Consider the following 25916-nt stretch of genomic DNA (forward strand, 5'->3'; position numbering starts at 1 on the left):
CGTGAGGCCCCGTTGCCGGAATGTGACCTGTTCTGACGTCCGGAAAATCCCATGACGGAAAATCGCATGACGGCGAATACCGCACTTGTCCTCGATGAACGCTTCCGGCGGCTCGTGATCTCGTCCGCCCGGCTCGAAAAGCTCGCGGAGGGATTCCGCTGGGCGGAGGGACCGGCTTATTTCCCGGCCGGTCGCTATCTCGTTTGGAGCGATATCCCCAACGACCGGATGATGCGGCTCGATGAGACCTCCGGCCATGTCAGCGTGTTCCGGCAACCGGCGGCCTATTCCAACGGCAACACCGTCGACCGGCAGGGCCGCCTCGTCACCTGCGAGCACGGGAATCGCCGCGTGACCCGCACGGAGCATGACGGCTCGATCACTGTCCTCGCGAGTCATTACGGCGGCAAGCGCCTCAACAGCCCCAACGATGTGGTCGTGAGATCCGATGGCTCGATCTGGTTCAGCGATCCCGCCTACGGAATCGATTCAGATTACGAAGGGCATAAGGCGGAGAGCGAGATCGGTGCCTGCCATGTCTATCGCGTCGATCCGCAGACCGGCGCCGTCACGATCGCCGCAGACGATTTCGTGCGCCCGAACGGGATCGCTTTCTCGCCGGATGAAAAGCGCCTCTACGTCGCCGATACGGGCGCAACCCATGTGGAGGACGGGCCACGCCATATCCGGGTCTTCGACGTCGATCGGGACGGCAAGCTGACCGACGGGCGCGTCTTTGCCGTCTGCACGGCCGGGCTCTTCGACGGTTTTCGGCTCGATGAAGCGGGACGGATCTGGACCAGCGCCGGCGATGGGGTCCATTGCTACGATCCTGACGGAACATTGATCGGCAAGATCCTGGTGCCCGAGGTCGTCGCGAACGTGGCGTTCGGCGGCCCGAAGCGAAACCGCCTCTATATCTGCGCAACCACGTCGCTTTACGCGATCATGCTTCCGGTCAACGGCGCCAAGACCGTTTGAGGCAGAGCCATTTGAGGATGGCCATGCCCCGGGAACGGGGCATGAATGCCCGTTGAGCGCTTGTGAACCGGACTCGCTTCCCTCATGAAGGGCCGATCACGATTGCCTTTCGGCCTTTGCCTGGAAGAACGCAGGCGGCCAGATGAAGAGATTTGCCATGCCCCCCGACGATCCGGAACTCACCGCTGCCGGAGCTGATAGATGGACGGACCCGCGGCGATGAGCGTGACCTCGTCGGCGAAGATCCGCTCGGGAGCGGTGTATGGCATCGGCTTGATGCTTCTGGGCGTCTTCCTGTTCGCCATGAACGACGTCATGGGGAAATGGCTGGTCGCCACATATTCCGTTGGCCAGGTTCTGTTTCTGCGCAGCATCGCGGCCCTGGCCATCCTGCTGCCGCTCATGCGCCGCCAGAAAGTCCCGTTCAAGATCCCGCCGCAGCCGGGACTTCACCTCCTGCGGATCACGCTCTCGACCCTGGAGGTCGCCTGCTTCTATTGGGCCGTGACCTATCTGCCCCTTGCGGACGTGATGACGTACTATCTGGCGGGGCCGATCTATGTGGCGGCCTTCGCCGTGTTCATGCTCGGCGAAAAGCTCGACCTGCCACGGATCGCAGCCATTGCGGTCGGCTTCGTGGGCGTCCTCGTGGCGCTACGCCCCTCTCCGGCTACCCTGTCTCTGCCGGCCCTCATCGCCTTGACCGGAAGCGTGTTCTATTCACTGCTGATGATCACGACCCGGAAGCTGCGTGAGACCCATGACGCCACTCTGGTTCTCGGCCAGATTCTCGGCGCCCTGGTCTTCGGCTGCGCCACCGCGCCCTTCGCCTGGGTCACTCCCGGACCGATCGAGCTGGCAGCACTGTTTCTGCTCGGAATCGTCTCCATGGGCGGCCATGCCTGCGTCAACCGCTCGCTCAAGCTCGCCCCGGCATCGGTGGTTGCTCCCTATCAATACACGCTGATCGTCTGGGCGATCGTGCTGGGGTACCTGTTCTTCGGGGACGTCGTCGGATTCTGGACGCTCGTCGGAGCCGCGATCATCTGTGGCGCCGGCCTCATCCTCCTCGTGCTGGAACATCAGGCGGCACGGCGGGGGCGCATTGCCGAAGATGTCGAGGCGCCCGTCCTGCCGGAAGCCTGAGAAGCCCTTCGGCGGTTCCGACCCTGTGGTTCATCTTTGTGTCCAGCTTGACATCGCGGAACGCCGGACAGTCAATGGTTCCAACCACAACGGGGGGAACCCATGCGCCTCAGTTTATCCGTCGCTGCCGCAACCGCAGGCTTACTGCTCGCCTCTTCGGCATTGGCACAGGACATCAAGATCGCACTCATTGCCGGCAAGACCGGGCCTCTGGAGGCGTATGCCAAGCAGACCGAAGCCGGCTTCATGATGGGCCTCGAGTACCTGACCAAGGGCTCGATGGCCTTGAACGGCCGCAAGATCAACGTGATCGTCAAGGACGATCAGCTCAAGGCCGACCTCGCCAAGACCCTGCTGGAGCAGGCCTATAACGATGATCAGGTCGACATCGCGGTCGGCACGACCTCATCGGCCGCCGCCCTCGCCATGCTGCCCGTGGCGGAGGAAAACGGCAAGGTTCTGATCGTTGAGCCGGCCGTCGCCGATGCGATCACCGGAGAGAAGTGGAATCGCTTCATCTTCAGAACCTCCCGCAACTCCACGCAGGACGCTTACGGCGCGGCGGCGGCCGTTCCGGCAACGGGCGAAGTCACCATCGCGACGCTTGCCCAGGACTACGCCTTCGGCCGTGATGGCGTCGCGGCGCTCAAGAGCGCGCTCGCAGCAATCCGACCGAACGCCAAGGTCGTGTTCGAGGAATACGCACCCCAGAACGCCACGGACTTTACCGCCTCTGCTCAGCGCTTGTTCGATGCCTTGAAGGACAAGCCGGGAAAGAAGATCATCGAGATCATCTGGGCCGGTCAGCACCCACTGCCGAAGATCGCCGATCTCAAGCCAGAGCGCTTCGGCATAGAGATCGCTCCGGGCGGCAACATCCTGCCGGCGATGCAGATCTACAAGAACTATCCAGGCATGGAAGGCGCGATCTACTACTACTACGCGTTTCCGAAGAACCCCATGAACGACTGGCTCGTGACGGAGCACCAGAAGCGCTACGGCGCACCGCCGGACTTTTTCACCGCGGGCGGCTTTGCGGCCGCATCAGCGGCCCTCACGGCCATCGAGAAGGCTGGCGGGACAGATCCCGAGAAGCTCATCAAGGCCATGGAAGGCATGTCGTTCGAGACGCCGAAGGGACCGATGACGTTCCGGAAGGAAGACCATCAGGCGCTTCAGGTGATGTACCATTTCAAGGTGAAGGCCGACGGCAAGGACCAGAACGACCTGCTCGATCTTGTCGATACGATTCCGGCCGACAAGCTGCCGATCCCCGTTCGCAACAAGCGCTGATCCGTGGCCCCGACAATGCTCTCTCCGCCCGCGCTTGAAACGCGCGGGCTCACGATCCGGTTTGGCGGTCACGTGGCCGTCAACGACGTTTCGTGCCGCTTCATGAAGGGAAGGCTGACGGCCATTGTCGGGCCGAACGGAGCAGGCAAGACAACCTACTTCAACTTGATCTCCGGACAGCTGCACGCAAGCGCGGGAAAAGTGTTGATCGAAGGGTCCGACGTCACCGGCCTCGGACCCGCAGGTCGTGCGAAACGCGGCCTCGGGCGGGCATTCCAGCTCACCAATCTGTTCCCCGGACTGACAGCCTTGGAAAATGTGCGCCTTGCCGTGCAAAGTCGCGCCCAAGCAGGTTGGTCGCTCCTGTCCGTCTGGAACGATCGCCGTGATCTGATCGCAAGGGCCGAGACCATTCTTGAGCAGGTCCGGCTCTCCGACAAACGATATGTGACCCCGAGCGCGCTTTCCCATGGCGACCAGCGCAAGCTCGAAGTGGCGCTGCTGATTGCCATGGAGCCGAAGATCTTCATGTTCGATGAGCCCACCGCCGGGATGAGCGTCGACGAGGTCCCGACGGTTCTCGAGCTGATCCAGGACATCAAGGATCGCGGCAACGCGACGGTGCTGCTCGTGGAGCACAAGATGGATGTGGTGCGCTCACTCGCCGATCGCATCATCGTTCTTCACAACGGAAACCTCGTGGCCGATGGAGAGCCCGGGGCAGTCATAGCCTCGCCCGTCGTGCAGGAAGCGTATCTCGGCCTGGAGGCCTCATCCCATGGCTAAGGGCATCGATGAGCCGCTGCTCCGCCTGGAGGGTGTCCACACCCACATCGGCCCATACCACATTCTCCATGGTGTTTATTGCGAAGTGCCCAACGGTGAGCTGACCATGCTGCTGGGCCGCAACGGAGCCGGCAAGACCACGATGCTCCGAACGATCATGGGCCTCTGGCGCGCCTCCTCTGGGAGCATTCACTTCGACGGACGCGACATCACGGCCCTGCCGTCACCGGATATCGCCCGCTCGGGCATCGCGTATGTGCCCGAGGCCATGGCGATCTTCTCCGACCTCACCGTCCGCGAGAACATCGTGCTGGCGGCTCGCAACGGTCCCGTCCATAGCTCGCGTCTCGACTGGATGTTCGGCCTGTTTCCGGCCTTGAAGCGCTTCTGGAATCTGCCGGCGGGCCACCTTTCGGGCGGCCAGAAGCAGATGCTGGCGATCGCCCGGGCCATCGCCGAGCCACGACGGCTGCTGCTTGTCGACGAACCGACGAAAGGGCTCGCGCCGGTCATGATCCACAGCATGATCGAAGCCTTCCGGGCTCTCAAGGCTGCGGGGGAAACGATTCTCCTCGTCGAACAGAACTTTCACGCTGCCTCTCAGCTGGGCGACAACGTCATCGTCATGGACGACGGCCTCATCGTCCATTCCGGCGCCATGAGCGACCTCGTGGCCGATAAAGCCCTGCAGCAGCGCCTCCTCGGCCTCAGCCTGGATTCCCACCAATGAGCAATGCTGCCGCCGAACCCATTGAAACCTCCCTGCCCCGCGCCAGGATCGACTGGATCCCGTTGATTCTCGTTCCCGTCCTCGCCATCGCAACCCTGCCCCTGGTCGGGAATGTCTCCGCCTGGGTGACGTTGACCGTCGCGGGACTCGCCATGGGCATGATGATCTTCCTGATGGCTTCGGGTCTCACGCTCGTCTTCGGACTCATGGACATCATCAATTTCGGCCATGGCGTCTTCATCTCCCTGGGTGCCTACGCGACCCTCCTGGTGCTTGGCCCGCTCGCAGGCTGGGCAAGTGCGGACTCCATCGGCCTCAATCTGGCATTGCTGGTTCTCTGCATTGCCGCAGCCATGGGTCTCACAGCGGTGGTCGGCGTGGTCTTCGAGCGGGTGATCGTCCGCCCGGTCTACGGCAATCACCTCAAGCAGATCCTCGTGACCATGGGCGGACTGATCGTGGCCGAACAGGCGATCCACGCGATTTGGGGCGCATCGCCGATTCCGGTTCCCGTGCCCGAGACCCTGCGCGGCGCATTCGTGATCGGCGACATCGTGATGGAGCGCTACCGGGTCGTTGCCATCGGGATCGGTCTCTTGGTCTTTTTCGCCATGCAGGTGCTGCTGAACCGCACCCGGATCGGCCTCCTGATCCGGGCGGGCGTCGAAAATCCTGAAATGGTCGAAGCGCTCGGCTACCGTATCCGTCGCCTGTTCGTCAGCGTGTTCGTCGCCGGGTCCGCCCTTGCCGGGCTCGGGGGCGTCATGTGGGCCTTCTACCGCCAGACGCTGACCGCGGGCATGGGAATGGAGGTGATGGTGCTGGTCTTCATCGTCATCATCATCGGAGGCCTCGGATCCGTCGGCGGGTGCTTCGTCGGCTCGGTGCTGGTCGCGCTCATGGCCAATTATGTCGGGTTTCTCGCCCCCAAACTGGCTCTCGTGTCCAATATTCTCGTGATGGCGTTGGTGCTGATCTGGCGTCCCCAAGGCCTCTTTCCGGTGGCACGCCGATGACACGCTCCTCCGCCCCGGCCCGCTCATTCACCGAGACCCGCATTCGTCGTGGTCCGTCCTCATGGCTCCTGTCGTCCGACACGCCACGTTCCTGGGCCCTGTCCCTCATCCTGATCGTGATCGTCACCTGCCTGGCCGCAGCGCCGTTTCTTTTCTCAGGCAGCCAGCCCTTGAGCACGGCCGCGAAGATCTGCGTCTTCGTGCTTCTCGTGGCGAGCTATGATCTTCTTCTCGGATACACGGGCATCGTTTCCTTCGCCCATACGATGTTCTTCGGAATTGGCGGCTATGGAATCGCGATCGCCCTCGAGCGGCTCGGCCCTTCCTGGGAATCGGTCGCGGTCGGCCTCGTGGCGGCGCTGGCGCTTTCCGCCGTTCTTGCAGCCGTCATCGGGCTCCTCTCGTTGCGGGTACGGGCCATCTTCTTCTCGATGATCACCCTCGCGGTTGCGTCCGCCGTCGCCGTTCTGGCGTCTCAGCTATCGGCGATTACGGGCGGCGAGGACGGATTGTCCTTTCAGCTTCCCGCTGAATTGCGCCCGGCCTTCCGTCCTTTTGCAGAGCCGATCCTCGGCCTGGCCATCAACGGACGCATCCTGGCCTACTACATGATCTTCATCACGGCCGCCGTGCTCTTCCTGGTGCTTCTGCGGGTCGTCAACTCGCCCTTCGGACGTGTGCTGCAGGCCATTCGTGAGAATGAGTTTCGGGCCGAGGCCCTCGGCTACCGGGTCGTTGCCTATCGCACGGCCGCCTCGGTTATTTCAGCGATGGCCGCGACCGTCGCCGGGGCGCTCCTGGCCCTTTGGCTGCGCTATAACGGTCCCGACACGACCCTGTCGTTTTCGATCATGATCGACATCCTGCTGATGGTGGTGATCGGCGGCATGGGAACGCTCTACGGGGCCATTATCGGCGCCGCCCTGTTCGTCCTCGCCCAGAGCTATCTCCAAGTGCTCATGGGAGCCGGCAGCCAGACGCTGAGCGGGATCCCCATCCTGCCCGATCTGGTTCATCCTGATCGTTGGCTGCTGTGGCTGGGTCTTCTGTTCATCGTCAGCGTCTACGCCTTTCCAGGCGGGATCGTCGGCCACTTGCGCAAACGGGGACGGTCGCACGAGCTTGGCTGAACCAAGCCGGCTCAGAATCGTTTTCCTTAGGTAAAGTGGAGGGTTGCAGCGATGAGCCGTGCCTTTGTTCGGGAAGATGAAGGTGGCGAGGCCTTCGAGGACCTACCCGATCGCCCGCTCAGCCCGCACCAGAACCTTGTCACGCCCGAGGGCCTGACGCAGATCGATCGCATGATCGAGGATCTGCGGCATCGTCTCGCGCACGCTCATGAGGCGGACGATAAGGGCGAGATCGCAAGAGTATCCCGCGATCTCCGATATTGGTCCCACCGGAAATCGGCAGCCGAACTCGTCCCTCCTCCGACGGATCAAAGCCATGTCCGTTTCGGTTCCCGAGTCACCTTCGAGCGGGACGACGGGCGGACCCAGACCTACCGGATCGTCGGAGAGGATGAAGCCGATCCGGCCAAGGGGAGCATCTCGTACGTCTCCCCCCTCGCCCAGGCTCTGCTCGGAAAGCAGATCGGCGATACGATCGCTGTCGCCCATACGGAGGCGGAGATTACGCGGATCGAGTAAGCTTTCAGGATGCGGTTGAGGCTTTTGGGCCTTCCGCTTCGGACGCATCCTTGAGTGGGTAGACGTTTGAGCCCTCCGGCGCCGTCTCTCCCGTCTCGCTGGTTGTGGGTTCGATGGACGCGTCCCTGAGCATCAAATCGATATCCTGCTGAATGCGAAGAAATTCGTCCCAGCGTGCCGTCCTGATCAGGGCCTGAACTTCGGCCTTCGGCGTCTCCTCATGCACGTCGCGCAGCCGGACCTGCACGGAACCGGGTTCGATGTCGGGATGCCCCGTGACCAGATTGGCGATGTCCTCCACCTCGCGACGGATGGCGATACTGTCGGTCGCCTTCAGACCGACCGACCGGACATAGGGCATGCGATCCCGGTTGGTCAGGTTGATGATGTTCATGTTCACAAAGGTCGCGTTGGGGATCGTGATCAGGGACCGATCCAGCCCGCGAATACGGGTCGAGCGAATGCCGATCTCCTGCACACGCCCTTCAAGATTTCCAAAGCGGCAGAGATCTCCCACCCGAACAGGCCGGTCCGCATAAAGGATCAATCCGCCGATAAAATTCTCAAGGGTCGGCTTGGCGGCGAGCGCCACCGCAAGACCGCCCACGCCAAGACCTGCCAGCAATCCCGCGAGGGGGATCCCGAGATAGGAAGCCCCATAGATCAGCAGCACGATACCGACCACGATGCCGCCGATCCGCACCGCCGCACGGGCGAGATGCGCATCGATGCTTTCCGAACGGGAGAACGTGAGCTGACCGGCCAGACCGTTCGAAAACTTCAACACCGCCACGACCAATGCCACGTACGCAATACCCTGCCCGACCTGTCCGACGATGTCATTGACCCGGCCGGTGAGATTGATCTCGTAATCCGCGACAGCGACGGTAACGAGGCACGCCACCGCAATCGCTCCCGGCGCCACGATCGTCGCCAGCAGGGATGTCAGGCCGGTCCCGTGGTGTGCCGCCTTCTGAGCCAGCCGTCGGACACCCGCGACGGACCACGCCGAAAGACCGATCAGCAGGAAAAGACCGATCCACTGCCACAGGGCCTGCCCCTCGATCTCCACGCGGAAAGTCGCGGGCAGCTTCTCGATGAAAATATACCATTTCGGGGGCAGAAGATGGCCCGGAGATTGACTGAAGAAGTCATAGAAATCGGAATTGCCGCCTGCGATGTCGGGCTGATCACGGATAAGGCGGTACACATTGTCCAGTTGCTGGACCGTCTCGCTCGAGAACAGGTACTCACCCGCGTGTGCGCCCTCAGCGACCCTCGCAATGCGGATCTCGGTGCCCGGAATGTTCCAACTGGCGATCGGGCTCTTGCCGACCGTTTCGTCGCCCGGAATGGTACTGGCGTCGGGCAAAGGCAAACGGTCGAGGATCTCCTTCAGAAGCAAGGTGGCTTCCAGCCTCCGATGCTCAAGCTCCACCGGAGGCACCTCTCTCAAGTCGAGCGCCCGGGAAGCCCGCGCCAGAAGAGCCTCCGCCTCCTTGACCTTTTCCTTGACGCTGGGGCTCCAGAAAATGCCCGGCTCCTGGATATTCTCCTGATATGCGTCCATCAGGAGCGCCGTGGCGCGCCGAGAATTGTTGCGGAAATCCTCCAACGTTGTCCGCGGGCTCGATGTCTCGGCGGGAGCAAGAAGCCGAAGGCTTCCGAGGGCCGCTGGGGTTGCGAAGAATTGCACGCTCCCAAACAAGATCACCAGCATGAGGCAGATCAAAGGGATGGCAGCTTCCCGAACGTGGCGTCTGTGAGGGATCTTCATGTGTCTTACCGTGTTAAGCCTCGGTCATCTGGCGTGAGGAACTCTAGACCTGACTCACAACGGTTTCCACCGAAGATGACCGGTAAGGCAAGTACCGACAAAGGCATGATGTCTTATCGCAGACTGACAGGACCGATAGGCAGAGCCATGCCGCGATGCGCGTCCAGGTCATCGGCAAGCAAACTGATGTATCAGTTCAAGTAATGGTATTCACCTATTTACCCACTCAAGAATTCGTCGCAGAATAAATTGGGTCTCCATGAATCCGAGCATCAGGAATATTACCTCGCCTCCCAATCTTCTTGTTTCTTGTGACGCACATCCACTAACCAGCTGATGGGGAGCCCCCTTCGGCCTAGCCAGGAGCCGACGCCATGAATGATGAAGAGGTTGAAATCGTTGCGGCCGAACTGGCCAAGATCGGCGGTACCGCTTGGTATCCCGGGCGGGAAAAAGGCTCGGTGCTGAGGGTGGTGACGGAGCGATATCGGGACCGCGCTCGGGTGGCCATCGCAGCCCTCGACCGGTTTCGGGCCAGCCGGAACAATGCGCCGCAGCCAGAGCAACTGGACGCTGAAGACAAGTCTCCGTCCTTGGTTGCCACCGGCAAGGTGAAGAAGGGGGCAACGGTCGTCTATCGCCCACCAGGAGACCGGCGCGCCTATCCCTGCACGATTGAAAAGATCAGCGAAGACTTCGTTTATCTCGTACCGCAGATGAGAGAACCCATCGGCTGGGTTCCGGCGGCCGAGATCTGGACGAATCCGAATTTTCTCAGCGATCTAAAATTGGAAGAAGAAACCCGCCAGGACGCCCCACCCCATCTATGACAGGCTCGTCGCCTCCCACGATGCCGCAGTCGTCTTCCCCATTATAAGGCGTTTTCACCGCTTCTTCTGGGCCGGAGCCCGGCCTGCCGCCAAGGTTGTCTCGACCTTGTCGAGCTTATCCTCGATCTTGTCTAGTTTTGCCAGGATCTGAAACAGAAGATCCGGGACGACCCGAGAATACTCGACATTCTCGCGTGAAGCTTTGGCCGTCGCTTGAGCAGCTTCGATCAGCTCACGAAGTTCCGCTCGGCTGACCGGGGTGCCCTCAGGCACCGGAGCTGATTGGGCAGCTGCCTGGGTGATGAACCCCAGCATGAGGAAAGAAGCAAGGGCGGCACGACGCATGGCCATTCTCCTGGAACACATTCTTGTCTGTCTCCAGCAATCGTCCTGTCAGGTAAAGTTTCTCCTAAGAAGCAGTGACAAGACTGTGAAGATGCTTTCCGGGACCCTTCGCTCAAGAACTTCCCTCCGGAAGCCCCGGGAGCTTGGCCATTTCCATTACGGGCGGGGGCAGTGATACTGCCAGAAATCGGCAACGCGGTCTCTTAGGCAAGTATCCATAAGGAGATCCGCGATGTTAGAACCAAACCTCATCATCCTCTACGTGGCAGATCCAGGCACAAGTGCGGTATTTTATGAGCGCCTGCTTGGCCGGGAGCCTGACGCCTCGTTTCCTACCTATGTGGCCTTTAAGCTCTACAATGGTTTGACCTTGGGCTTATGGTCGCTTGCGGCCAAGAACTTCGTATCGTCTGGGACAGGTCATCGAACCGAGCTGGCCTTCATGGTCGAGAGCGACCATGTGGTCGATCAACTCTACGAAAAGTGGATCCGGGAAGAGGTTCGCATCGAGCAGGAGCCGGTGGTGGCCGTCTTCGGCCGCACCTTCGTGGCGCTTGATCCGGACGGCCATCGGATCCGCGTCTGCACACCGGGCTGATCTGGGCCGTCTTTTCCATCAAGCATGACCGTTCCGTCCCATTGATCTGAATCAATGTGTCCTTCCATGCCCGCCCCTAAACGGTGAAGTTGCGGGCGAAGCTTTTGCTCGCCTCTCTTCAGAACGGTCGAGGCTATGGCTCAAACGGCAACAAATCCCAAGGGAATGACCTTCGGCGAGGCAGGCTCCGCGCTTGCATTCGCCGCTTTGTCCTTCCTGAGCATCATCATTGCAGCGAAGGCATACACACCGGAATATGCCTTTCACGCGTATCTTTTCGCAGCGGCGGCGGGCGCGGCCGTATTCAAGATCGTCGACCGGTATTATGACCGCCCGGCCGAGTTGCCTCCGCTGACGATCAACGGAAAGCCCAATTACAATATGGGGCCGGTGAAATTCGCGACGATCGCCTCGGTATTCTGGGGCGTTGCAGGTTTTACGATCGGCCTTCTGATCGCGCTGCAACTTGCCTTTCCGGCGCTGAACTTCGATAGCGCCTGGCTCTCGTTCGGCCGGATGCGCCCGCTGCACACGTCCGCGGTTATTTTCGCGTTTGGCGGCAACGTGCTGATTGCCTCGTCGCTTTACGTCGTGCAGCGCACGTGCCGCGCGCGCCTTGTCGGTGATATCGCGCCATGGTTCGTGGTGCTGGGATACAACTTTTTCATCGTCATCGCCGGAACGGGCTATCTGCTCGGGATCACACAGGGCAAGGAATACGCTGAGCCCGAATGGTATGCGGATCTCTGGCTGACGGTCGTGTGGGTCGCGTACTTCCTGGTCTTCCTTGGCACAATCATGCGCCGCAAGGAGCCGCATATCTACGTGGCCAACTGGTTCTATCTCGCCTTCATCCTGACCATCGCGGTTCTGCATCTCGGCAACAACGCGACGATTCCCGTCTCGATCTTCTCCCCGAAGAGCTACATTGTCTGGTCGGGCGTTCAGGATGCGATGGTGCAATGGTGGTATGGCCATAACGCCGTAGGCTTCTTCCTCACCGCCGGCTTCCTGGCCATCATGTACTACTTCATCCCGAAGCGTGCCGAACGGCCGGTCTATTCCTATCGCCTGTCGATCATTCACTTCTGGGCGCTGATCTTCCTCTATATCTGGGCAGGTCCGCACCATCTTCACTACACCGCCCTGCCCGATTGGGCGCAGACCCTCGGCATGGTGTTCTCGATCATGCTGTGGATGCCTTCCTGGGGCGGCATGATCAACGGCCTCATGACGCTCTCCGGCGCATGGGACAAGCTGCGCACCGATCCGGTTCTGCGTCTGATGGTGGTGTCGGTCGCCTTCTATGGCATGTCGACCTTCGAAGGGCCGCTCATGTCGGTCAAGGCTGTGAACTCCCTGTCTCACTATACGGACTGGACGATCGGACACGTCCACTCGGGTGCGCTCGGCTGGGTCGCGTATGTTTCCTTCGGGGCGATCTACTGCCTGGTGCCATGGTTGTGGAACAAGGAGCGCCTGTATTCGATGAAGGCCGTTTCCTGGCACTTCTGGATTTCGACGCTCGGCATCGTTCTCTACATCTCGTCCATGTGGGTTGCAGGAATTCTGCAAGGCCTGATGTGGCGTGCCTACACGAGCCTAGGCTTCCTTGAATACTCCTTCATCGAGGTCGTGGAAGCGATGCAGCCCTTCTATGTCATCCGTGCGCTCGGCGGAGCCCTGTTCGTCGCCGGCAGCCTGATCATGGCCTGGAACATCTGGAAAACGATCACGGTCGGCGAGGAGGCCGCGGAAGCTCCCGCCCTGCAGCCATCGCTGATGGCCGCTGAATAAAGGAACCCACTATGTCTGTTTGGGCCCGTCATAAGATTTTCGAGACGAACTCGATCATCCTCATCATCGGCGTGCTGATCGTCATCGCGATCGGAGGTCTCGTCGAAATCGTGCCGCTCTTCTATCTGAAGAGCACCATCGAGAAGGTGGAGGGCGTTCGGCCCTACACCCCTCTCGAGCTCGCCGGCCGCAACATCTATGTCCGCGAAGGCTGCTATAACTGCCACAGCCAGATGATCCGCCCCCTGCGCGACGAAGTGGAGCGCTATGGACATTACTCACTCGCGGCTGAAAGCATGTACGATCGCCCGTTCCAATGGGGATCGAAGCGCACCGGCCCCGACCTGGCCCGTGTCGGAAACAAGTATTCCGACGACTGGCACCGGGATCACCTGGCCAATCCCCGAGCCGTCGTTCCCGGCTCCATCATGCCCTCTTACCCGTGGCTTGCTACCACCGAGCTCGATGCGGACCACGTTTCGGAAGACATGAAGGTCCAGGCTCACCTCGGCGTTCCCTATACGCCCGAGATGATCGACAAGGCCGGAAGCGACATCCGGATCCAAGCCACCACGGATGCTCCGAACGCCGACGATCTCGTCAAGCGCTATCCTGGCGCTCAGGTGCGCAATTTCGGCGGCAATCCGCAGAAGGTCACAGAGGCCGACGCACTGATCGCCTATCTGCAGATGCTCGGAACGCAGGTGGACTTCAAGCTCTATGACAACAAGGCCAACGTGCGCTGAGGACTAAGAACCATGCCCGCAACTTATAAATTCCTCGCCGAATTCGCCCAAACCTGGGGGCTTGCCTACTTCGTGGCCGTTTTCCTCGCAGTTCTGGTTTATGCCCTCGCCCCTTCGCGGAAAGGCCGCTTCGACGCGGCGGCCCGCATGCCTCTTCAGGAGGACTGAGTCATGGCCCACGACACACAGGGACCTGTCGACTCCGTCACAGGTGTCACCACCACGGGACACAGCTGGGACGAGATTCAGGAACTGAACAATCCACTTCCGCGCTGGTGGCTGTGGACGTTCTACGCGACGATCGTCTGGGCCGTGGCCTACTGCGTCGTCTATCCGGCCTGGCCGCTCATCTCGTCCTATTCCAAGGGCGTTTTCGGCTGGCAATCCCGAGATGCCATCGAGGTCGACCTCGCATCGCTCAAAAACCAGCGTGCAGGCATGACGGCGAAGCTCGCGGATACTCCCCTCGAACAGGTCAGCCAGGATCCGGAGCTTTTCGCGTTTGCCCGCGCTCAGGGTAAAGCCGCGTTCGGCGACAATTGCGCACCTTGCCACGGAGCCGGCGGCGCGGGCGCGAAGGGCTATCCCAATCTGAACGACGATGACTGGCTCTGGGGTGGTTCTCTCGCTCAGATCGAGCAGACGATCCAGTTTGGCGCCCGCTCCACCAACGAGCAGGGTCATCAGGGATCGATGCCGGCTTTCGGCAGGGACGGCATGCTCAAGCGCCAGGAAATCTCGCACGTGGCCGACTTCGTCCGTTCTCTTTCGGGGCTTTCGGTGGAACAGGGAGCGGATCTGGCCGCAGGAGCGAAGATCTTCGCGGATAATTGCGCCGCCTGCCATGGGGACAAGGGCCAGGGCAACCAGGACCTTGGAGCGCCCAACCTGTCGGACAAGATCTGGCTCTTCGGATCCTCCAAGGCCACCATCATGGAAGGCCTGACCAATGGTCGCGGCGGCGTGATGCCCACCTGGCATGGCCGCCTCGACGATACCACAATCAAGGCACTGGCCCTCTACGTGCACTCGCTGGGGGGCGGGCGTCCGCAGTGAGGGAGACCTTTGTCATGATGAGAGGCTGGCGGACAACCGCCAGCCTTTTTCTGCTTTGACCGAAATCAATGCGCGCGACCGCCAACGATCTAGGAAAAGGATGTTCCGATCGATAACGAGCAGGCATATCCATGGCTGACGCCCCCCTTGCCGGACAATTGACGCCTGAAGCCGAGGATCCGGCTGACGCACAGCCTCTTTATGCGCCGCGCAAGAAGATCTATCCCCAAGCCGTAAAAGGTCGCTTCCGCTCGATCAAATGGGCCGTGCTGCTCATCAGTCTCGGAATCTACTACTTCCTGCCGTTCCTGCGCTGGGACCGGGGACCGAATGCTCCGGACCAAGCCATCCTGGTCGATCTGGCCAATAGCCGGTTCTACTTCTTCTTCATCGAAATCTGGCCGCAGGAAGTCTATTATATTACGGGGCTTCTGATCCTCGCGGCGCTGACGCTTTTCTTGATGAACGCCGTAGCCGGGCGCATCTGGTGCGGCTATCTCTGCCCGCAGACGGTTTGGACCGACCTGTTCTACGCGGTCGAGCGCCTGATCGAAGGCGATCGGCGGGAACGGATGAAGCGGGCGAAGGAAAAGCCCACCCTCGAGATCATCACGCTGAAGATCCTGAAGCACTCCATTTGGCTTCTGATCGCCTGGTGGACCGGCGGAGCCTGGGTTCTGTACTTCGCCGACGCTCCGACCCTGGTCTGGCAGCTTCTCACCTTCCAGGCGCCGGCCCTCGCCTATATCTGGATCGGCATTCTCACCTTTACGACCTATACGCTCGCAGGCTTCATGCGTGAGCAGGTCTGCACCTACATGTGTCCGTGGCCTCGCATTCAGGCGGCCCTGACCGACGAATACGCGCTCAATGTCACCTATCGCTATGATCGGGGTGAGCCGCGCGGTTCGATGAAGAAGAACGAAGCGATCAAGCGGACGGGTGCCCCTGCGGGCGATTGCATCGACTGCGCCCAATGCGTGGCCGTGTGCCCCACCGGGATCGATATCCGGGACGGCCTCCAGCTTGACTGCATCCAGTGCGGGCTTTGCATCGATGCTTGCAATTCCGTCATGGAGAAGATCGGACGCCCGGTTGATCTGATCGCCTATGACACGGACATGAACGTCCAAGCCCGGATCGAGGGGCGGCCGGAAGTACGCCGCATCATACGTCCGAGAACGGTCCTGTACGCGGCGCTCATCGCAGTGGTGGCGGCGGTCATGGTGGTCGCGCTCGCTCTCCGCCACACGGTCGACCTCAGCGTGATGCACGACCGCAACCCCCTGTTCGTGCGCCTGTCCGATGGGTCGATCCGAAACGCCTTCACTGTCCGTGTCTCGAACAAAAATTTGGAAGAGCGTCGATATGTCGTGACCGTCGAGGGCCTGCGGAGCGCGAAGCTCGATGTGGTCGGAGGCCATATCGACCAGCAAGGACGATCCATCCTTGCCGTCGGCCCCGATCAGACCCTCGAAGCACGGGTTCTGGTCACCACCGGCGAAACTCAATCCGCCTCAACGGACCTCCACTTTACGCTCACCGATCTTTCGAGTGGCGAGACCGCTCGCACCAGCGACCATTTCATGGCGCCCTAAGGAACGTTCCACATGCCTGTGACGATTGCCGCACGCCGCACCCCTCGCCCGCTCACCGGAAAGATGGTTCTCGTCTATCTCCTGAGCTTCTTCGCCGTCGTCATCGGCGTTAACGTGATCATGGCCCGCGTCGCTGTTTCAAGCTTCAGCGGCGTGGAGACGGAAAGCGTCTACAAGGCGGGCCTCGCCTTCAAGAACGACGTAGCCGCCGCACAGGCCCAGGAAGCGCGCCACTGGGCTGTCGAAGCCCAGCTCCAACAAGCCGCGAATGCCACCCGCATCGTGGTGACCGCGCAGGATGCCGGTGCTCATGCGCTGGCGGGCCTTGTACCCAAGTTTCATCTCGCTCATCCCACGGATCGTCGCCGGGACGTCGCGCTTGAACCGGTGGAGGTCGGCTCAGGCCGTTTTGAAATGGAAACTCCCGTCCGTCATGGCCAATGGGACTTGATCATCACACTCGCGCGGGGCGGAGAAGTTGTTTTCCGCTCCAAGAGCCGCATCAGTCTTTGAGGGGATGGCCATGGCCGAGGCTCTCGATCTTTCCGTCTACGTGAAACGCCAGGATGACGGCACGGCACATTTGGACCTTGCCGTCGAGGGCATCGATTGCGCGGCCTGCATTACCGAGATCGAGGGCGGATTGTCCCATCTGCCGGGACTGCTTGCAGCACGCCTGAACTACACGACCCATCGGTTGATGTTGCAGTGGGAAGGATCGCTCGATCCTGCCACGTTCGTCCAGGAGCTCGACAGGCTCGGCTACCGCGCGCACCCGTTCCGGGCTCGCGCCCTGGAGGAGGAAGAGGCACGCCGGGCGCAATGGCTCCTCAAGTGCCTGGCGGTTGCCGGATTTGCGTCCATGAACATCATGCTGCTTGCGGTTTCCGTCTGGTCGGGCAATGTGAGCGACATCTCTCCCGAGACGCGCGACTTCTTTCACTGGCTGGCGGCTCTCATTTCCTTGCCCGCCGTCGCCTATGCGGGTCAGCCCTTCTTCCGAAGCGCCATTGGCGCCCTGAAGAATGGGCGCACCAACATGGATGTGCCGATTACGATCGGAATTCTGCTTGCCCTTCTGATGTCGGTGATCGAAACGATCAACCACGCGGAGCATACGTATTTCGACTCCGTCGTCATGCTGCTCTTCTTCCTGCTTTGTGGGCGCTACCTGGATCAAGCGATGCGGCGCAGGACACGGGCGGTCGCCGGCAACTTGGCCTCGCTCAGGGCGGAAGTCGCTCACCGGCTGGATCAACACGGCGAGCCGACCTTAGTCCCGACAGTTGCCCTCCGGCGGAACGACCGCGTGCTTGTACGGCCCGGCGAACGGATCCCCGTGGACGGCATTGTGATCGCCGGTGCGTCCGAGGTCGATGAAAGCCTGGTGACGGGCGAAACGTCGCTGCGTTCCTTGCAGGAAGGCGATACGGTTTATGCTGGCAGCTTCAATCATGCCGGCGCGCTTACGGTTCATGTCACGGCTGCCGGACAGGGCACCCTCCTCGACGAGGTTGAGCGGCTGCTCGAAAACGCCTCCGCCGCCAAATCACGTTATCGGCAGCTTGCCGACCGGGTCGCACGCGCCTATGCGCCGATTGTGCATGCTGCAGCGGCGTTGACCGCCCTCGTTTGGATCGCAACAGGATCATCGGTCCATGATGCCGTCATCACGGCTGTCGCGGTGCTGATCATTACCTGCCCATGCGCACTGGCCCTCGCCATTCCTGTCGTTCAGGTCGTCGCGTCCGGCACCTTGTTCAAAGCCAATGTTCTGCTCAACTCGGGCGATGCTCTGGAGCGTCTGGCCCATATCGATACGATCGTCTTTGACAAGACCGGTACGCTCACCCTGCCGGAGATGCGTGTCGCCAATACGGCTGCGATTGAACCCGAACTCTTGGAAACAGCCGCTCGCCTTGCCATGTCCAGCCACCACCCTCTGGCCGCTGCCGTCGCACGGGAGATCAGGTCCGCGAAGCCTTTTCCTGGGGTTGTCGAGGAGCCAGGTCGAGGCGTGCGCGCGATAGTCGACAACCGGGAGATCCGTCTCGGCAGTCCTTCCTTCTGCGGGGCAGAGGATCTCGCGGCGATCATGGCGGGAGAGAACGAGCAGGCATCCGTAATTGCCTTCTCCCGCGGGGAGGAGCGGGTCGTTCTGCTCGTTCGCCAGGCCCTTCGGCCCGATGCCTTGCATACCGTCAGGGCGCTGCAGGACCTCGGGCTGGATTGCCGGATCCTTTCGGGAGATCGTCCCGCAGCCGTCGGCCCCATCGCGCATGCGCTCGGGATCGCGTCCTGGCGTGGGGGCGCAAAGCCCGCCGACAAGATCGGCGAACTGAAGCTTCTGATGGCCAACGGCAAGAAGGTGCTCATGGTTGGCGACGGCCTCAATGACGCACCGGCGCTCGCGAGCGCCGATGTCTCGATGTCGCCGATCACCGCCTCTGATCTCACACAGGCTCAGGCGGATGCGGTTTTCTTAGGGGACAAGCTTGCTCCCGTCCTTGACGCGATCACGATTTCCCGACGGGCGCATGCGCTGATGCGGCAGAACCTCGTCCTTGCGCTGGTTTACAATCTCATCGCGGTGCCGCTGGCGTTTCTCGGCTACGTGACGCCCCTTGTGGCAGCGCTCGCCATGTCCGGCTCCTCGAGTCTCGTGACCTTGAATGCTCTGCGGGCGCGCGGCAAAAAGGTAGACCCAATGGCAAAGGCTTCGACCGGCCCTTCCCGCTTGACTGAAATTGCTTCCCAAGGAGCGTGAGCAATGAATGTGCTCCTCTTTCTCGTACCTATGGCGCTCCTGCTCGGCCTTTCGGGTCTCGCGGCATTTCTGTGGTCTCTTCGAAACGGCCAATACGACGACGTGCAAGGCGCAGCCCTGCGGGTCCTCAGTGACGAGGATTTGAAACCATGACGACCCTCACGGGTCTTCCCCGCGCGGGACAGCTGGACTGTGTCTGCGCCGTGGCGTCAGACGACAGCCCGGTGGCAGGCCGCAGTACATTTCTTTTGGCGACGGCCTTTTCCCTTTCGGTTTTGGCGCAGATTCTGATTTTAGGAATCTTGCCGCTCGCGGGCCTTTCCCTCGCCCCCGACCACACATGGACGTCACTCCCCTATGCGGCATTCTATGCCGGAGCAGCCGTCGCGAGCCTTCCGGCCTCCCTTCTTCTGGATGCGCTCGGCCGGCGAGCGGCATTTTCGCTTGGCGCCAGTCTTGGGATCGCGGGGGGGCTGGTGCTCGTCTGGGCTCTGGTCCACTGGCATTTCGGCGCTCTTGTCCTCAGCGCATTTTGGCTGGGCGTCGCCGGAGGCTTCAGTCTGTTCTATCGCCACGCCGCTGCGGGATTAAGCGGCCAAGGCCCGCGAGGAACCCTGCTGGTCTTTGGCGCGGCAACCCTTGTAGGCCTTGTCGCGCCGACTCTTGCCGGTCTGGCGGAGACCATGCTGTCGCCGCTCACCTTCGTGGGTGTGGCGATCCTGGCTGCCACGGCGCATATTGGCTCGCTCGTGGCGACGGCAGCTCTTCCCTATGGGCCTGAGCGCTCGTTCGCAGACGAGGGAGCAACCAGAACCTCCTTCAAGGACATTCGTCTCCCGACCCTCGTCGGGAGCCTGGCTTGGTTTCTCATGACCTTTCTGATGGGGGCCACTCCGCTTGCCATGGTCGGCTGCGGGCTCGCGGAAGCGGTTCCCGGAGCGATCGCCTGGCACGTGATCGCCATGTATGCCCCTACCCTAATCTTAGCGACCCTGCCTGGCCGCTTGGGCGCGGCGCGGATCCTCTCCGGCGGCTGCGCCGCACTTCTGGCTGGAACTCTCGCCTTTGTCTTGGCAGGAACAGTCGCCGGGTTCTCCATTTCCACCGCGCTCGTAGGAATAGGGTGGTCGCTGGTGACCTCCGGAGCGACTCTGTGGATTCATCGTAGCGGGTCGCCCTCTCGTTGGGCCCTGGGCCTGCATGATGGATCTCTCCTGGCTGGCGCCCTTCTCGGTGCTCTCGCAACAAGCCTGTTCGCTTAGGATCTTCGATCAACACACCTTTCGCAGTCCGGTGCCTTATCGGCTCTTTACGTTCGGAACCGATTGTCCCTCTCGGCAATAACCCCACGGACGATGGTTGTCGCAGCCGTTCTTACGGCCGGACCGTCCTTGGTGAGGAACTCGCCCCCCGGGCTGAGACGATGGTGATCGAATGGGCGAGCGACCAGCAAGGCTTGGGTTTCCGGTCAAGGTCATGGGCCGACCTGACCTGAAAAGTAACGACGCGCGGCGATCGGCCAGCAATCCGCACCTGAGAGTATCGCTGGAATATCTCGACGCGATCCTGGACTACCTGGATCACCACAATATCCACATGTACCGCATGTCGTCCGATCTCGCGCCCTACGCGACCCACCCGGACACGCCGCAATTCCATTCCATGATCCAGGAGAGCAGGAGCGAGTTGAAGGCGTTCGGAGACAAGGCAAAACGTCTGGACATCCGCCTGTCATTTCACCCTTCGCAGTTTATCGTTCTCAACAGCCAGGATACGAGCTTGGTCGAGAAGAGCATTTGGGATCTCTCGTCCCAAGCCGAAATGCTCGACCTGATGGAACTTGGCCCCGAAGCTGTCCTCGTGGTCCATGTGGGCGGCACCTATGGAGACCGAAAGTCAAGCGCCGCGCGCTGGGTCGAAACATGGCATACGCTGCCGGAGCCCGTTCGCAGGCGCCTTGTTCTGGAAAATGACGATCTTCGCTTCAGCGCGGCCGACGTCCTCTGGATCCATGAGCATACGGGCGTGCGGCTGATTTTCGACTATCAGCATTTCTGGTGCTTCAACCCCGAGAACCTCGCCTTGCGGCCGACCGTCGAGTCCTTTCTGAAAACCTGGCCCCACGACGTGCGGCCGAAAATCCATTTTTCCTCTCCGCGGACGGAACTTCGACAGATCAAGAGAAAAAGTCGGAAAACGGGAAAGAACGAGATCGTGAATATGGCTCCCATCTGGACGGGGCATGCGGATTTCTGCAATCCGTTCGAGTTCTCGACCTTCATGCGCGCGGTCGATGGCCTGGAATTCGACGTGATGTTGGAAGCGAAAGCCAAAGATCTCGCTCTGATCCGGCTGCGCCCCGATCTGTTGCGTTACGCGCCCGACGTCGCTGCCCGGTTCGGATTGTCGGAAAGCCAAATAGCGCTCCTCAGCGGGGCAGAAGACGAGGTGCTTGAAACCGAAGCGGAAGCGGGTGCCTAGCCCTCGACGACTCCCGGTCGACCATCGAGACATGCAAAGGTCGCGACACGAGAAACGGGCGAACCGGGCTCCTTCTCGTTTGCGACCGCTTCGAAACCGACCTCGCAACGGTCCTTCTTCAAGGACACGACGGCAAACCCGCGCTTGTCGTCTCTCGCATATTTGATGTGCGGGTTCTTGGCACGCACCGTCGCAAGCCCCTTGGCGCTAGGCCCTTCCGAGGTAATCGATGTTCCGCAGAACTCGGTGGCGACGACGCTGGATTTCTCATCGCGGAAATCGCTCTTGAGATCCGCCGCAAAGAACGCATGGACATCTCCGCCGATCACGACCGGATTTGGAGCGCGATGCTCCACGAGACTGTCGAGAAGGCGCCGCCGCCCGGCGGCGTAGCCATCCCAGCCGTCCATCCAGTAGCCGTGCCCCTCTCCCGGATCGAGATCACGCTCCGCCATGAGGGTTTGTTGGGCAATGATCGTCCAGCGCCCCTTGTCTCCCGCGAGGGTGCGATCAACCCACTTTTCCTGCCCGTCTCCCAACATCGTGCGGTCTTCCCGCAGCCGGTCAGCGCAATCCACCCGAGGGGATGCGCTACGCCCCGGGAGGCAGGCATGGTGGGATCGGTATTGGCGGTCATCGAGAAGAAGGAGGTTCGCCATGTCGCCGAAGCGGTATTGATCGTAGATAACCGCCTGCGGGCCCTGAGGGCGAGCGGAGACGGGCAAGGGCATATGCTCGTAATAGGCCTGATAAGCGGCGGCCCGCACCTTCAGGAACTGATCACGGTCGGCCATCAGAGACGAACGGTCGTCCGTGTAGTCGTTTGCAACCTCGTGATCGTCCCAGATCGAGAGCCAGGGGAACGCAGCGTGAGCCGACTGCAAGTCCGGATCGAGCTTGTAGAGCGCATAACGCTCGCGAAACTCCGGCAAAGTCGTCGGGATGCCCCCTGTATGCTTGCGGACGTGACGGGATCCCCACGAGGACTCGTAGATATAGTCCCCAAGGTGAACCACAAAGTCGAGCTCCCGTCGGGCTATTTCCGCGTAGGCTGAAAAGTAGCCCTGCTCATATTGTTGACAGGACGCATAAGCGAAGCGGAGATCGGGGGCGGCGCCGACGGCGGGCGCGGTGCGTGTCCGCCCGATGGGACTGACGGCTCGCCCCACCCTGAAACGATACCAGTACCACCGCCCCGGCTTCAATCCAGCGACCGTGACGTGCACGGCGTGGGCCGAAGCCTGCTCTGCGACGGCGCGACCTTTTCGAACGACCCGTCCGAAATTCTCATCCTCCGCCACCTGCCAGTCGACGGCGACCGGTTGAGCCGACATCCCTCCTCCCTCGAGGGGCTTGGGTGCCAGACGCGTCCAGATGACGACGCTGTTTGCCCGGGGAGCTCCCGACGCGACCCCAAGGGTAAAAGGATAGTCAGGAAGGAGCGGAGCGGCTTCCAGGATACCGAAGGGCCGAACCGCCAAGGTTGCGCCGATGGAGGCTTGGAGGAACCGCCTCCTGGGCAGAACAAGATCGCTCATCGTCTTCCAGATAACGGGTCAGGACAAGATTCGTGATTTCGGCATCGAGGCTAAGCCATATGTCTGAAATTGACAGGAAAAACTCTCCCAAAGGCGAGCTGGATCTGCGTCGTGCCGTTTATTTGGTCATTGACCTTCGCTAGATCATGCCTAGCCTCATGTGCTCTCATTGGAGGTCATTCAATGCGATACGGATTGCGCCTTTTGGCGATGACGGCATTTTCCCTCCTGGGAATGCTCGTTTCGGCCCAAGCTCAGCAGACGACTGTTCGGGTTGGCCATTTTCCGAATATTACCCACGTTCAAGCTCTGGTCGCCCGCGCATTGGAGCGACAGGGCAAAGGCTGGTTCAGCGAGCGTCTCGGGCCGAACGTCAAGATCGAGTGGTATGTCTACAATGCGGGTCCGAGCGCGATGGAGGCGATTTTCGCGAAATCGCTGGACCTTACTTATGTGGGTCCGAACCCGGCGCTCAATGCCTATGCACGCTCTCGTGGGGATGAGGTCCGTGTGGTTGCGGGGGCCGTCAATGGAGGTTCCGCGCTGGTCGTCCAGCAGGGATCGACACTTGAGAAGCCTGCCGATTTCAAAGGCAAGCGCATGGCAACTCCTCAATTCGGAAACACTCAGGATGTGGCCGCTCGCGCTTGGCTCATCGGAGGCGGATTGCGGATCACCCAAACCGGAGGCGATGCGCAGGTTCTCCCCACGAGCAATCCAGACCAATTGTCCCTTTTCCAGAGCAAGCAGATCGACGCCGTCTGGACCGTGGAGCCCTGGGTTTCAAGACTCGAGTCCGAAGCCGGAGGTAAAATCCTGGTCGAGGAAAAGGAAGCCATCACGACGGTGCTTGTTTCCAGTGCGGATTTCCTGGCTAAAAATCGTGATCTTGCCAAACGTTTTGTCTCTGCTCATCGAGAGCTGTCGGACTGGATTCAGAAGAATCCCGATGAGGCCCAGCGCTTGGCACGCGATGAGCTTCAGGCCTCCTTCAGGATTGACATGGGAGCGGAGCTGGTAGCGCGGGCCTGGAGCCGGATGACCATCACACCGGACGTGACGCGGGAAGCATTCCAATCCTTCGTCGCCAGTGCGCAGCGCGTGGGATTTTTGCGTGACACCCCGGATTTGGCACGGCTGGTCGAGAGTCCTTGATGGCATCCCCCTCGACATCCTTCCCGGGCGAGCATCCTGCGAAGCTCGTCATCAACGATGTTTCCAAGAGCTTTACCCCGTCGCGTGTGCTCGTCCAGGCCCTCGACAACGTATCCCTCACGGTTGCCGAAGGGGAATTCCTGTGCTTGATCGGTCCGAGTGGCTGCGGCAAGTCCACCCTGCTCGATATCATCGCCGGTTTGACAAGGCCCGACAGCGGTCGCGTTCTGGCCGACGGCAAGCTGGTGGAAGGGCCTGGACGGCAGCGTCTTGTGATGTTCCAGGAATCCGCTCTTTTTCCGTGGCTCGACGCATACGGAAATGTCATGTTCGGCCTGAAGCTCCGGCCCGATCTGACGAACCGTGAGCGGCACAAGATAGCGGATTACTATCTGGAGCTGGTAGGGCTGGAAAAGTTCAAGCACGCTCATGTGCATGAGCTCTCTGGCGGCATGAAGCAGCGGGTCGCCCTGGCGCGGGCCCTGGCGCCAGACCCGCAGGTTCTCCTGATGGACGAGCCTTTCGCCGCTTTGGACGCTCTCACGAGAGACCAGCTCTATGACGATATCCAACGTATTTGGATGGAAAGTCGCAAGACCATTGTGTTCGTCACACACAATGTGAGGGAAGCAGCATGTCTGGGCGATCGCGTCGTTCTTATGTCGCCGTCCCCGGGGCGGATCGCGGAGATCTTTGAAGTACCCCTCCCCCGCCCCCGTGACATCAACAGTCCGGACCTAGCCGGCTACGCCTATCGAATCGCAGCAGCGCTCAAAGGCACGCTTGTTGAAGGGGCGGTTTCCGAATGAAACGCCTGATCATTGCCGTTCTTTTCTTTGTGGTATTGTTCGCTGTCTGGGATCTGGCAGTCCGAAGTGGGCGTTGGTCCGCAATTCTTCTGCCGTCTCCCGTCGCAGTCGCGGATTATATTTGGTCAGCGCTATGGGACGGCACCCTCATCGATGCGGCGTGGGTCACCTTGAAGCGACTTTTCATCGGATATCTGGCAGGAGTGATCATCGGTCTCCCCTTGGGCCTTCTAACGAGCACCTCACAGATTTTGGAGGATACCGTCGGCGCACTTGCCCTCGGGCTTCAGACCCTCCCCAGCGTCTGCTGGGTTCCTCTGGCTCTGGTCTGGTTCGGGCAAACAGAAGGCGCGATGCTGTTTGTCGTCATCATGGGCACGGTGTGGTCCGTGATCATCGCAACCGACAACGGCACCCGCAACATCCCACCGATCTATGCGAGGGCGGCCAGGACCATGGGATCGGAAGGATTCCATAAATGGACCCGCGTCATTTTGCCGGCGTCCCTTCCGTTTCTCGTCAGCGGCATGAAGCAGGGCTGGGCCTTTGCCTGGCGATCTCTGATGGCCGCCGAAATCTACGTCACGATTCTGACCGGCTTTGGCCTTGGGCACCTTCTCCACTATGGGCGGGAGCTGAATGCCATGGAGCAGGTGATTGGCGTGATGATCGTCATCGTTCTGATCGGCTGGCTCGCGGACCGGTGCCTGTTCTCTCCTTGGGAGCGCTTTCTCCATCGGCGTTGGGGCACAAACGTCAAAGCGTCTTAGTCCGCCCTTCGACACCGCGGGCGGCCCGTACTCTGACGAATACGAGCC

26 protein-coding genes are annotated in these 25916 nt (G+C 61.0%); 23 read left to right on the forward strand and 3 right to left on the reverse strand.

The window, feature by feature from the left end; translation table 11 throughout:
- The first annotated feature begins 66 nt into the window (after window positions 1–66).
- The 8 genes from LJD17_RS11645 (at window position 67) to greA (ending at window position 7601) form a co-directional block, all read left to right on the forward strand.
- Window positions 67–981 (forward strand): SMP-30/gluconolactonase/LRE family protein, encoded by a 915-nt coding sequence (locus LJD17_RS11645; protein ID WP_227384777.1) that lies wholly within the window; start codon window positions 67–69, stop codon window positions 979–981.
- A 201-nt stretch (window positions 982–1182) separates the two neighbouring features.
- Window positions 1183–2127, forward strand: coding sequence for a DMT family transporter (locus LJD17_RS11650; protein ID WP_227384359.1), 945 nt, complete (start codon window positions 1183–1185; stop codon window positions 2125–2127).
- Window positions 2128–2229: 102 nt separating this feature from the next.
- Window positions 2230–3420 (forward strand): substrate-binding domain-containing protein, encoded by a 1191-nt coding sequence (locus tag LJD17_RS11655; protein WP_227384360.1) that lies wholly within the window; start codon window positions 2230–2232, stop codon window positions 3418–3420.
- 15 nt (window positions 3421–3435) lie between these two features.
- Window positions 3436–4206 carry an ABC transporter ATP-binding protein gene (locus LJD17_RS11660; protein WP_227384778.1) on the forward strand — a complete coding sequence of 257 codons (771 nt, stop codon included), beginning with the start codon at window positions 3436–3438 and terminating at the stop codon, window positions 4204–4206.
- Window positions 4199–4936, forward strand: a complete 738-nt coding sequence (locus tag LJD17_RS11665; protein ID WP_227384361.1) for an ABC transporter ATP-binding protein — start codon at window positions 4199–4201, stop codon at window positions 4934–4936. Before LJD17_RS11660 ends, LJD17_RS11665 begins: the two co-directional genes overlap by 8 nt.
- Complete coding sequence (locus LJD17_RS11670; RefSeq protein WP_227384362.1) at window positions 4933–5952, forward strand: branched-chain amino acid ABC transporter permease; 1020 nt, start codon at window positions 4933–4935, stop codon at window positions 5950–5952. The genes LJD17_RS11665 and LJD17_RS11670 overlap by 4 nt, the downstream gene beginning before the upstream one ends.
- Window positions 5949–7082, forward strand: coding sequence for a branched-chain amino acid ABC transporter permease (locus LJD17_RS11675; RefSeq protein WP_227384363.1), 1134 nt, complete (start codon window positions 5949–5951; stop codon window positions 7080–7082). The genes LJD17_RS11670 and LJD17_RS11675 overlap by 4 nt, the downstream gene beginning before the upstream one ends.
- 51 nt (window positions 7083–7133) lie before the next feature.
- The gene (gene greA / locus LJD17_RS11680) at window positions 7134–7601 is read left to right on the forward strand and encodes a transcription elongation factor GreA (RefSeq protein WP_227384364.1); all 468 of its coding nucleotides are present in this window, start codon (window positions 7134–7136) and stop codon (window positions 7599–7601) included.
- A 4-nt stretch (window positions 7602–7605) separates the two neighbouring features.
- On the opposite strand, the gene LJD17_RS11685 is transcribed toward greA, so the two are convergent.
- Window positions 7606–9321 (reverse strand): mechanosensitive ion channel family protein, encoded by a 1716-nt coding sequence (locus LJD17_RS11685; RefSeq protein ID WP_227384365.1) that lies wholly within the window; start codon window positions 9319–9321, stop codon window positions 7606–7608.
- Window positions 9322–9752: 431 nt separating this feature from the next.
- Here LJD17_RS11685 and LJD17_RS11690 point away from each other — a divergent pair, with 431 nt between their 5' ends.
- The gene (locus LJD17_RS11690) at window positions 9753–10208 is read left to right on the forward strand and encodes a hypothetical protein (protein ID WP_227384366.1); all 456 of its coding nucleotides are present in this window, start codon (window positions 9753–9755) and stop codon (window positions 10206–10208) included.
- Between the two features lie 54 nt (window positions 10209–10262).
- Here the strand turns inward: LJD17_RS11690 and LJD17_RS11695 are convergent, their stop codons facing one another.
- Window positions 10263–10553 carry a hypothetical protein gene (locus LJD17_RS11695; protein ID WP_227384367.1) on the reverse strand — a complete coding sequence of 97 codons (291 nt, stop codon included), beginning with the start codon at window positions 10551–10553 and terminating at the stop codon, window positions 10263–10265.
- 232 nt (window positions 10554–10785) lie between these two features.
- Here LJD17_RS11695 and LJD17_RS11700 point away from each other — a divergent pair, with 232 nt between their 5' ends.
- The 11 genes from LJD17_RS11700 to uvsE all read left to right on the forward strand — a co-directional run bounded on the left by LJD17_RS11700 (window position 10786) and on the right by uvsE (window position 21596).
- Entirely contained in the window at window positions 10786–11151 is a 366-nt protein-coding gene (locus LJD17_RS11700) for a VOC family protein (RefSeq protein ID WP_227384368.1), read from the forward strand.
- Window positions 11152–11316: 165 nt separating this feature from the next.
- A complete protein-coding gene (gene ccoN, locus LJD17_RS11705; RefSeq protein ID WP_406600806.1) occupies window positions 11317–12948 on the forward strand; it encodes a cytochrome-c oxidase, cbb3-type subunit I in 1632 nt (543 codons plus the stop codon).
- Between the two features lie 11 nt (window positions 12949–12959).
- Window positions 12960–13694, forward strand: a complete 735-nt coding sequence (gene ccoO, locus LJD17_RS11710; protein ID WP_227384370.1) for a cytochrome-c oxidase, cbb3-type subunit II — start codon at window positions 12960–12962, stop codon at window positions 13692–13694.
- A 12-nt stretch (window positions 13695–13706) separates the two neighbouring features.
- Window positions 13707–13862 carry a cbb3-type cytochrome c oxidase subunit 3 gene (locus LJD17_RS11715; protein ID WP_227384371.1) on the forward strand — a complete coding sequence of 52 codons (156 nt, stop codon included), beginning with the start codon at window positions 13707–13709 and terminating at the stop codon, window positions 13860–13862.
- A 3-nt stretch (window positions 13863–13865) separates the two neighbouring features.
- Window positions 13866–14750, forward strand: coding sequence for a cytochrome-c oxidase, cbb3-type subunit III (ccoP, locus tag LJD17_RS11720; protein ID WP_227384372.1), 885 nt, complete (start codon window positions 13866–13868; stop codon window positions 14748–14750).
- A gap of 131 nt (window positions 14751–14881) precedes the next feature.
- Window positions 14882–16348 (forward strand): cytochrome c oxidase accessory protein CcoG, encoded by a 1467-nt coding sequence (gene ccoG / locus LJD17_RS11725; RefSeq protein WP_227384373.1) that lies wholly within the window; start codon window positions 14882–14884, stop codon window positions 16346–16348.
- Window positions 16349–16360: 12 nt separating this feature from the next.
- A complete protein-coding gene (locus LJD17_RS11730) occupies window positions 16361–16861 on the forward strand; it encodes a FixH family protein (protein WP_227384374.1) in 501 nt (166 codons plus the stop codon).
- A 10-nt stretch (window positions 16862–16871) separates the two neighbouring features.
- On the forward strand, window positions 16872–19115 hold the full coding sequence (locus LJD17_RS11735) for a heavy metal translocating P-type ATPase (protein WP_227384375.1): 2244 nt from the start codon (window positions 16872–16874) through the stop codon (window positions 19113–19115).
- 3 nt (window positions 19116–19118) lie between these two features.
- Window positions 19119–19268 (forward strand): cbb3-type cytochrome oxidase assembly protein CcoS, encoded by a 150-nt coding sequence (gene ccoS / locus LJD17_RS11740; protein WP_227384376.1) that lies wholly within the window; start codon window positions 19119–19121, stop codon window positions 19266–19268.
- Window positions 19265–20377 (forward strand): hypothetical protein, encoded by a 1113-nt coding sequence (locus LJD17_RS11745; protein ID WP_227384377.1) that lies wholly within the window; start codon window positions 19265–19267, stop codon window positions 20375–20377. Before ccoS ends, LJD17_RS11745 begins: the two co-directional genes overlap by 4 nt.
- 172 nt (window positions 20378–20549) lie before the next feature.
- A complete protein-coding gene (uvsE, locus tag LJD17_RS11750) occupies window positions 20550–21596 on the forward strand; it encodes a UV DNA damage repair endonuclease UvsE (RefSeq protein ID WP_227384378.1) in 1047 nt (348 codons plus the stop codon).
- Here uvsE and LJD17_RS11755 read toward each other — a convergent pair.
- Window positions 21593–23134: an alkaline phosphatase D family protein gene (locus LJD17_RS11755; RefSeq protein ID WP_227384379.1), complete on the reverse strand. Its 1542-nt coding sequence runs from the start codon at window positions 23132–23134 to the stop codon at window positions 21593–21595. The genes uvsE and LJD17_RS11755 overlap by 4 nt on opposite strands.
- A 183-nt stretch (window positions 23135–23317) precedes the next feature.
- On the opposite strand from LJD17_RS11755, the gene LJD17_RS11760 reads away from it, so the two are divergent.
- Genes LJD17_RS11760 through LJD17_RS11770 form a run of 3 tightly spaced genes read left to right on the forward strand, consistent with a single transcriptional unit; the run spans window position 23318 to window position 25868 of the window.
- On the forward strand, window positions 23318–24289 hold the full coding sequence (locus tag LJD17_RS11760; RefSeq protein WP_227384380.1) for an ABC transporter substrate-binding protein: 972 nt from the start codon (window positions 23318–23320) through the stop codon (window positions 24287–24289).
- Window positions 24289–25098, forward strand: a complete 810-nt coding sequence (locus LJD17_RS11765) for an ABC transporter ATP-binding protein (RefSeq protein ID WP_227384381.1) — start codon at window positions 24289–24291, stop codon at window positions 25096–25098. Before LJD17_RS11760 ends, LJD17_RS11765 begins: the two co-directional genes overlap by 1 nt.
- Window positions 25095–25868, forward strand: coding sequence for an ABC transporter permease (locus LJD17_RS11770; protein WP_227384382.1), 774 nt, complete (start codon window positions 25095–25097; stop codon window positions 25866–25868). The genes LJD17_RS11765 and LJD17_RS11770 overlap by 4 nt, the downstream gene beginning before the upstream one ends.
- Window positions 25869–25916 lie beyond the last annotated feature (48 nt).

This window comes from Microvirga rosea (genome assembly GCF_020595095.1).
In the GTDB taxonomy this organism is placed as follows: domain Bacteria; phylum Pseudomonadota; class Alphaproteobacteria; order Rhizobiales; family Beijerinckiaceae; genus Microvirga; species Microvirga rosea.

Excerpts from the sequence above, each read along its gene's own strand:
- ccoG (WP_227384373.1), top strand. The coding sequence starts at position 14,882 with ATGGCTGACGCCCCCCTTGCCGGACAATTGACGCCTGAAGCCGAGGAT.
- LJD17_RS11700 (WP_227384368.1), top strand. The coding sequence starts at position 10,786 with ATGTTAGAACCAAACCTCATCATCCTCTACGTGGCAGATCCAGGCACA.
- LJD17_RS11755 (WP_227384379.1), bottom strand. The coding sequence starts at position 23,134 with ATGAGCGATCTTGTTCTGCCCAGGAGGCGGTTCCTCCAAGCCTCCATC.
- LJD17_RS11685 (WP_227384365.1), bottom strand. The coding sequence starts at position 9,321 with ATGCTGGTGATCTTGTTTGGGAGCGTGCAATTCTTCGCAACCCCAGCG.
- LJD17_RS11645 (WP_227384777.1), top strand. The coding sequence starts at position 67 with ATGACGGCGAATACCGCACTTGTCCTCGATGAACGCTTCCGGCGGCTC.
- LJD17_RS11690 (WP_227384366.1), top strand. The coding sequence starts at position 9,753 with ATGAATGATGAAGAGGTTGAAATCGTTGCGGCCGAACTGGCCAAGATC.
- LJD17_RS11675 (WP_227384363.1), top strand. The coding sequence starts at position 5,949 with ATGACACGCTCCTCCGCCCCGGCCCGCTCATTCACCGAGACCCGCATT.
- LJD17_RS11735 (WP_227384375.1), top strand. The coding sequence starts at position 16,872 with ATGGCCGAGGCTCTCGATCTTTCCGTCTACGTGAAACGCCAGGATGAC.
- LJD17_RS11655 (WP_227384360.1), top strand. The coding sequence starts at position 2,230 with ATGCGCCTCAGTTTATCCGTCGCTGCCGCAACCGCAGGCTTACTGCTC.
- ccoO (WP_227384370.1), top strand. The coding sequence starts at position 12,960 with ATGTCTGTTTGGGCCCGTCATAAGATTTTCGAGACGAACTCGATCATC.
- ccoP (WP_227384372.1), top strand. The coding sequence starts at position 13,866 with ATGGCCCACGACACACAGGGACCTGTCGACTCCGTCACAGGTGTCACC.
- LJD17_RS11745 (WP_227384377.1), top strand. The coding sequence starts at position 19,265 with ATGACGACCCTCACGGGTCTTCCCCGCGCGGGACAGCTGGACTGTGTC.
- ccoN (WP_406600806.1), top strand. The coding sequence starts at position 11,317 with ATGACCTTCGGCGAGGCAGGCTCCGCGCTTGCATTCGCCGCTTTGTCC.
- greA (WP_227384364.1), top strand. The coding sequence starts at position 7,134 with ATGAGCCGTGCCTTTGTTCGGGAAGATGAAGGTGGCGAGGCCTTCGAG.
- LJD17_RS11760 (WP_227384380.1), top strand. The coding sequence starts at position 23,318 with ATGCGATACGGATTGCGCCTTTTGGCGATGACGGCATTTTCCCTCCTG.
- LJD17_RS11650 (WP_227384359.1), top strand. The coding sequence starts at position 1,183 with ATGGACGGACCCGCGGCGATGAGCGTGACCTCGTCGGCGAAGATCCGC.
- LJD17_RS11695 (WP_227384367.1), bottom strand. The coding sequence starts at position 10,553 with ATGCGTCGTGCCGCCCTTGCTTCTTTCCTCATGCTGGGGTTCATCACC.
- LJD17_RS11660 (WP_227384778.1), top strand. The coding sequence starts at position 3,436 with ATGCTCTCTCCGCCCGCGCTTGAAACGCGCGGGCTCACGATCCGGTTT.
- LJD17_RS11665 (WP_227384361.1), top strand. The coding sequence starts at position 4,199 with ATGGCTAAGGGCATCGATGAGCCGCTGCTCCGCCTGGAGGGTGTCCAC.
- LJD17_RS11730 (WP_227384374.1), top strand. The coding sequence starts at position 16,361 with ATGCCTGTGACGATTGCCGCACGCCGCACCCCTCGCCCGCTCACCGGA.
- LJD17_RS11770 (WP_227384382.1), top strand. The coding sequence starts at position 25,095 with ATGAAACGCCTGATCATTGCCGTTCTTTTCTTTGTGGTATTGTTCGCT.
- uvsE (WP_227384378.1), top strand. The coding sequence starts at position 20,550 with ATGGGCGAGCGACCAGCAAGGCTTGGGTTTCCGGTCAAGGTCATGGGC.
- LJD17_RS11670 (WP_227384362.1), top strand. The coding sequence starts at position 4,933 with ATGAGCAATGCTGCCGCCGAACCCATTGAAACCTCCCTGCCCCGCGCC.
- ccoS (WP_227384376.1), top strand. The coding sequence starts at position 19,119 with ATGAATGTGCTCCTCTTTCTCGTACCTATGGCGCTCCTGCTCGGCCTT.
- LJD17_RS11765 (WP_227384381.1), top strand. The coding sequence starts at position 24,289 with ATGGCATCCCCCTCGACATCCTTCCCGGGCGAGCATCCTGCGAAGCTC.
- LJD17_RS11715 (WP_227384371.1), top strand. The coding sequence starts at position 13,707 with ATGCCCGCAACTTATAAATTCCTCGCCGAATTCGCCCAAACCTGGGGG.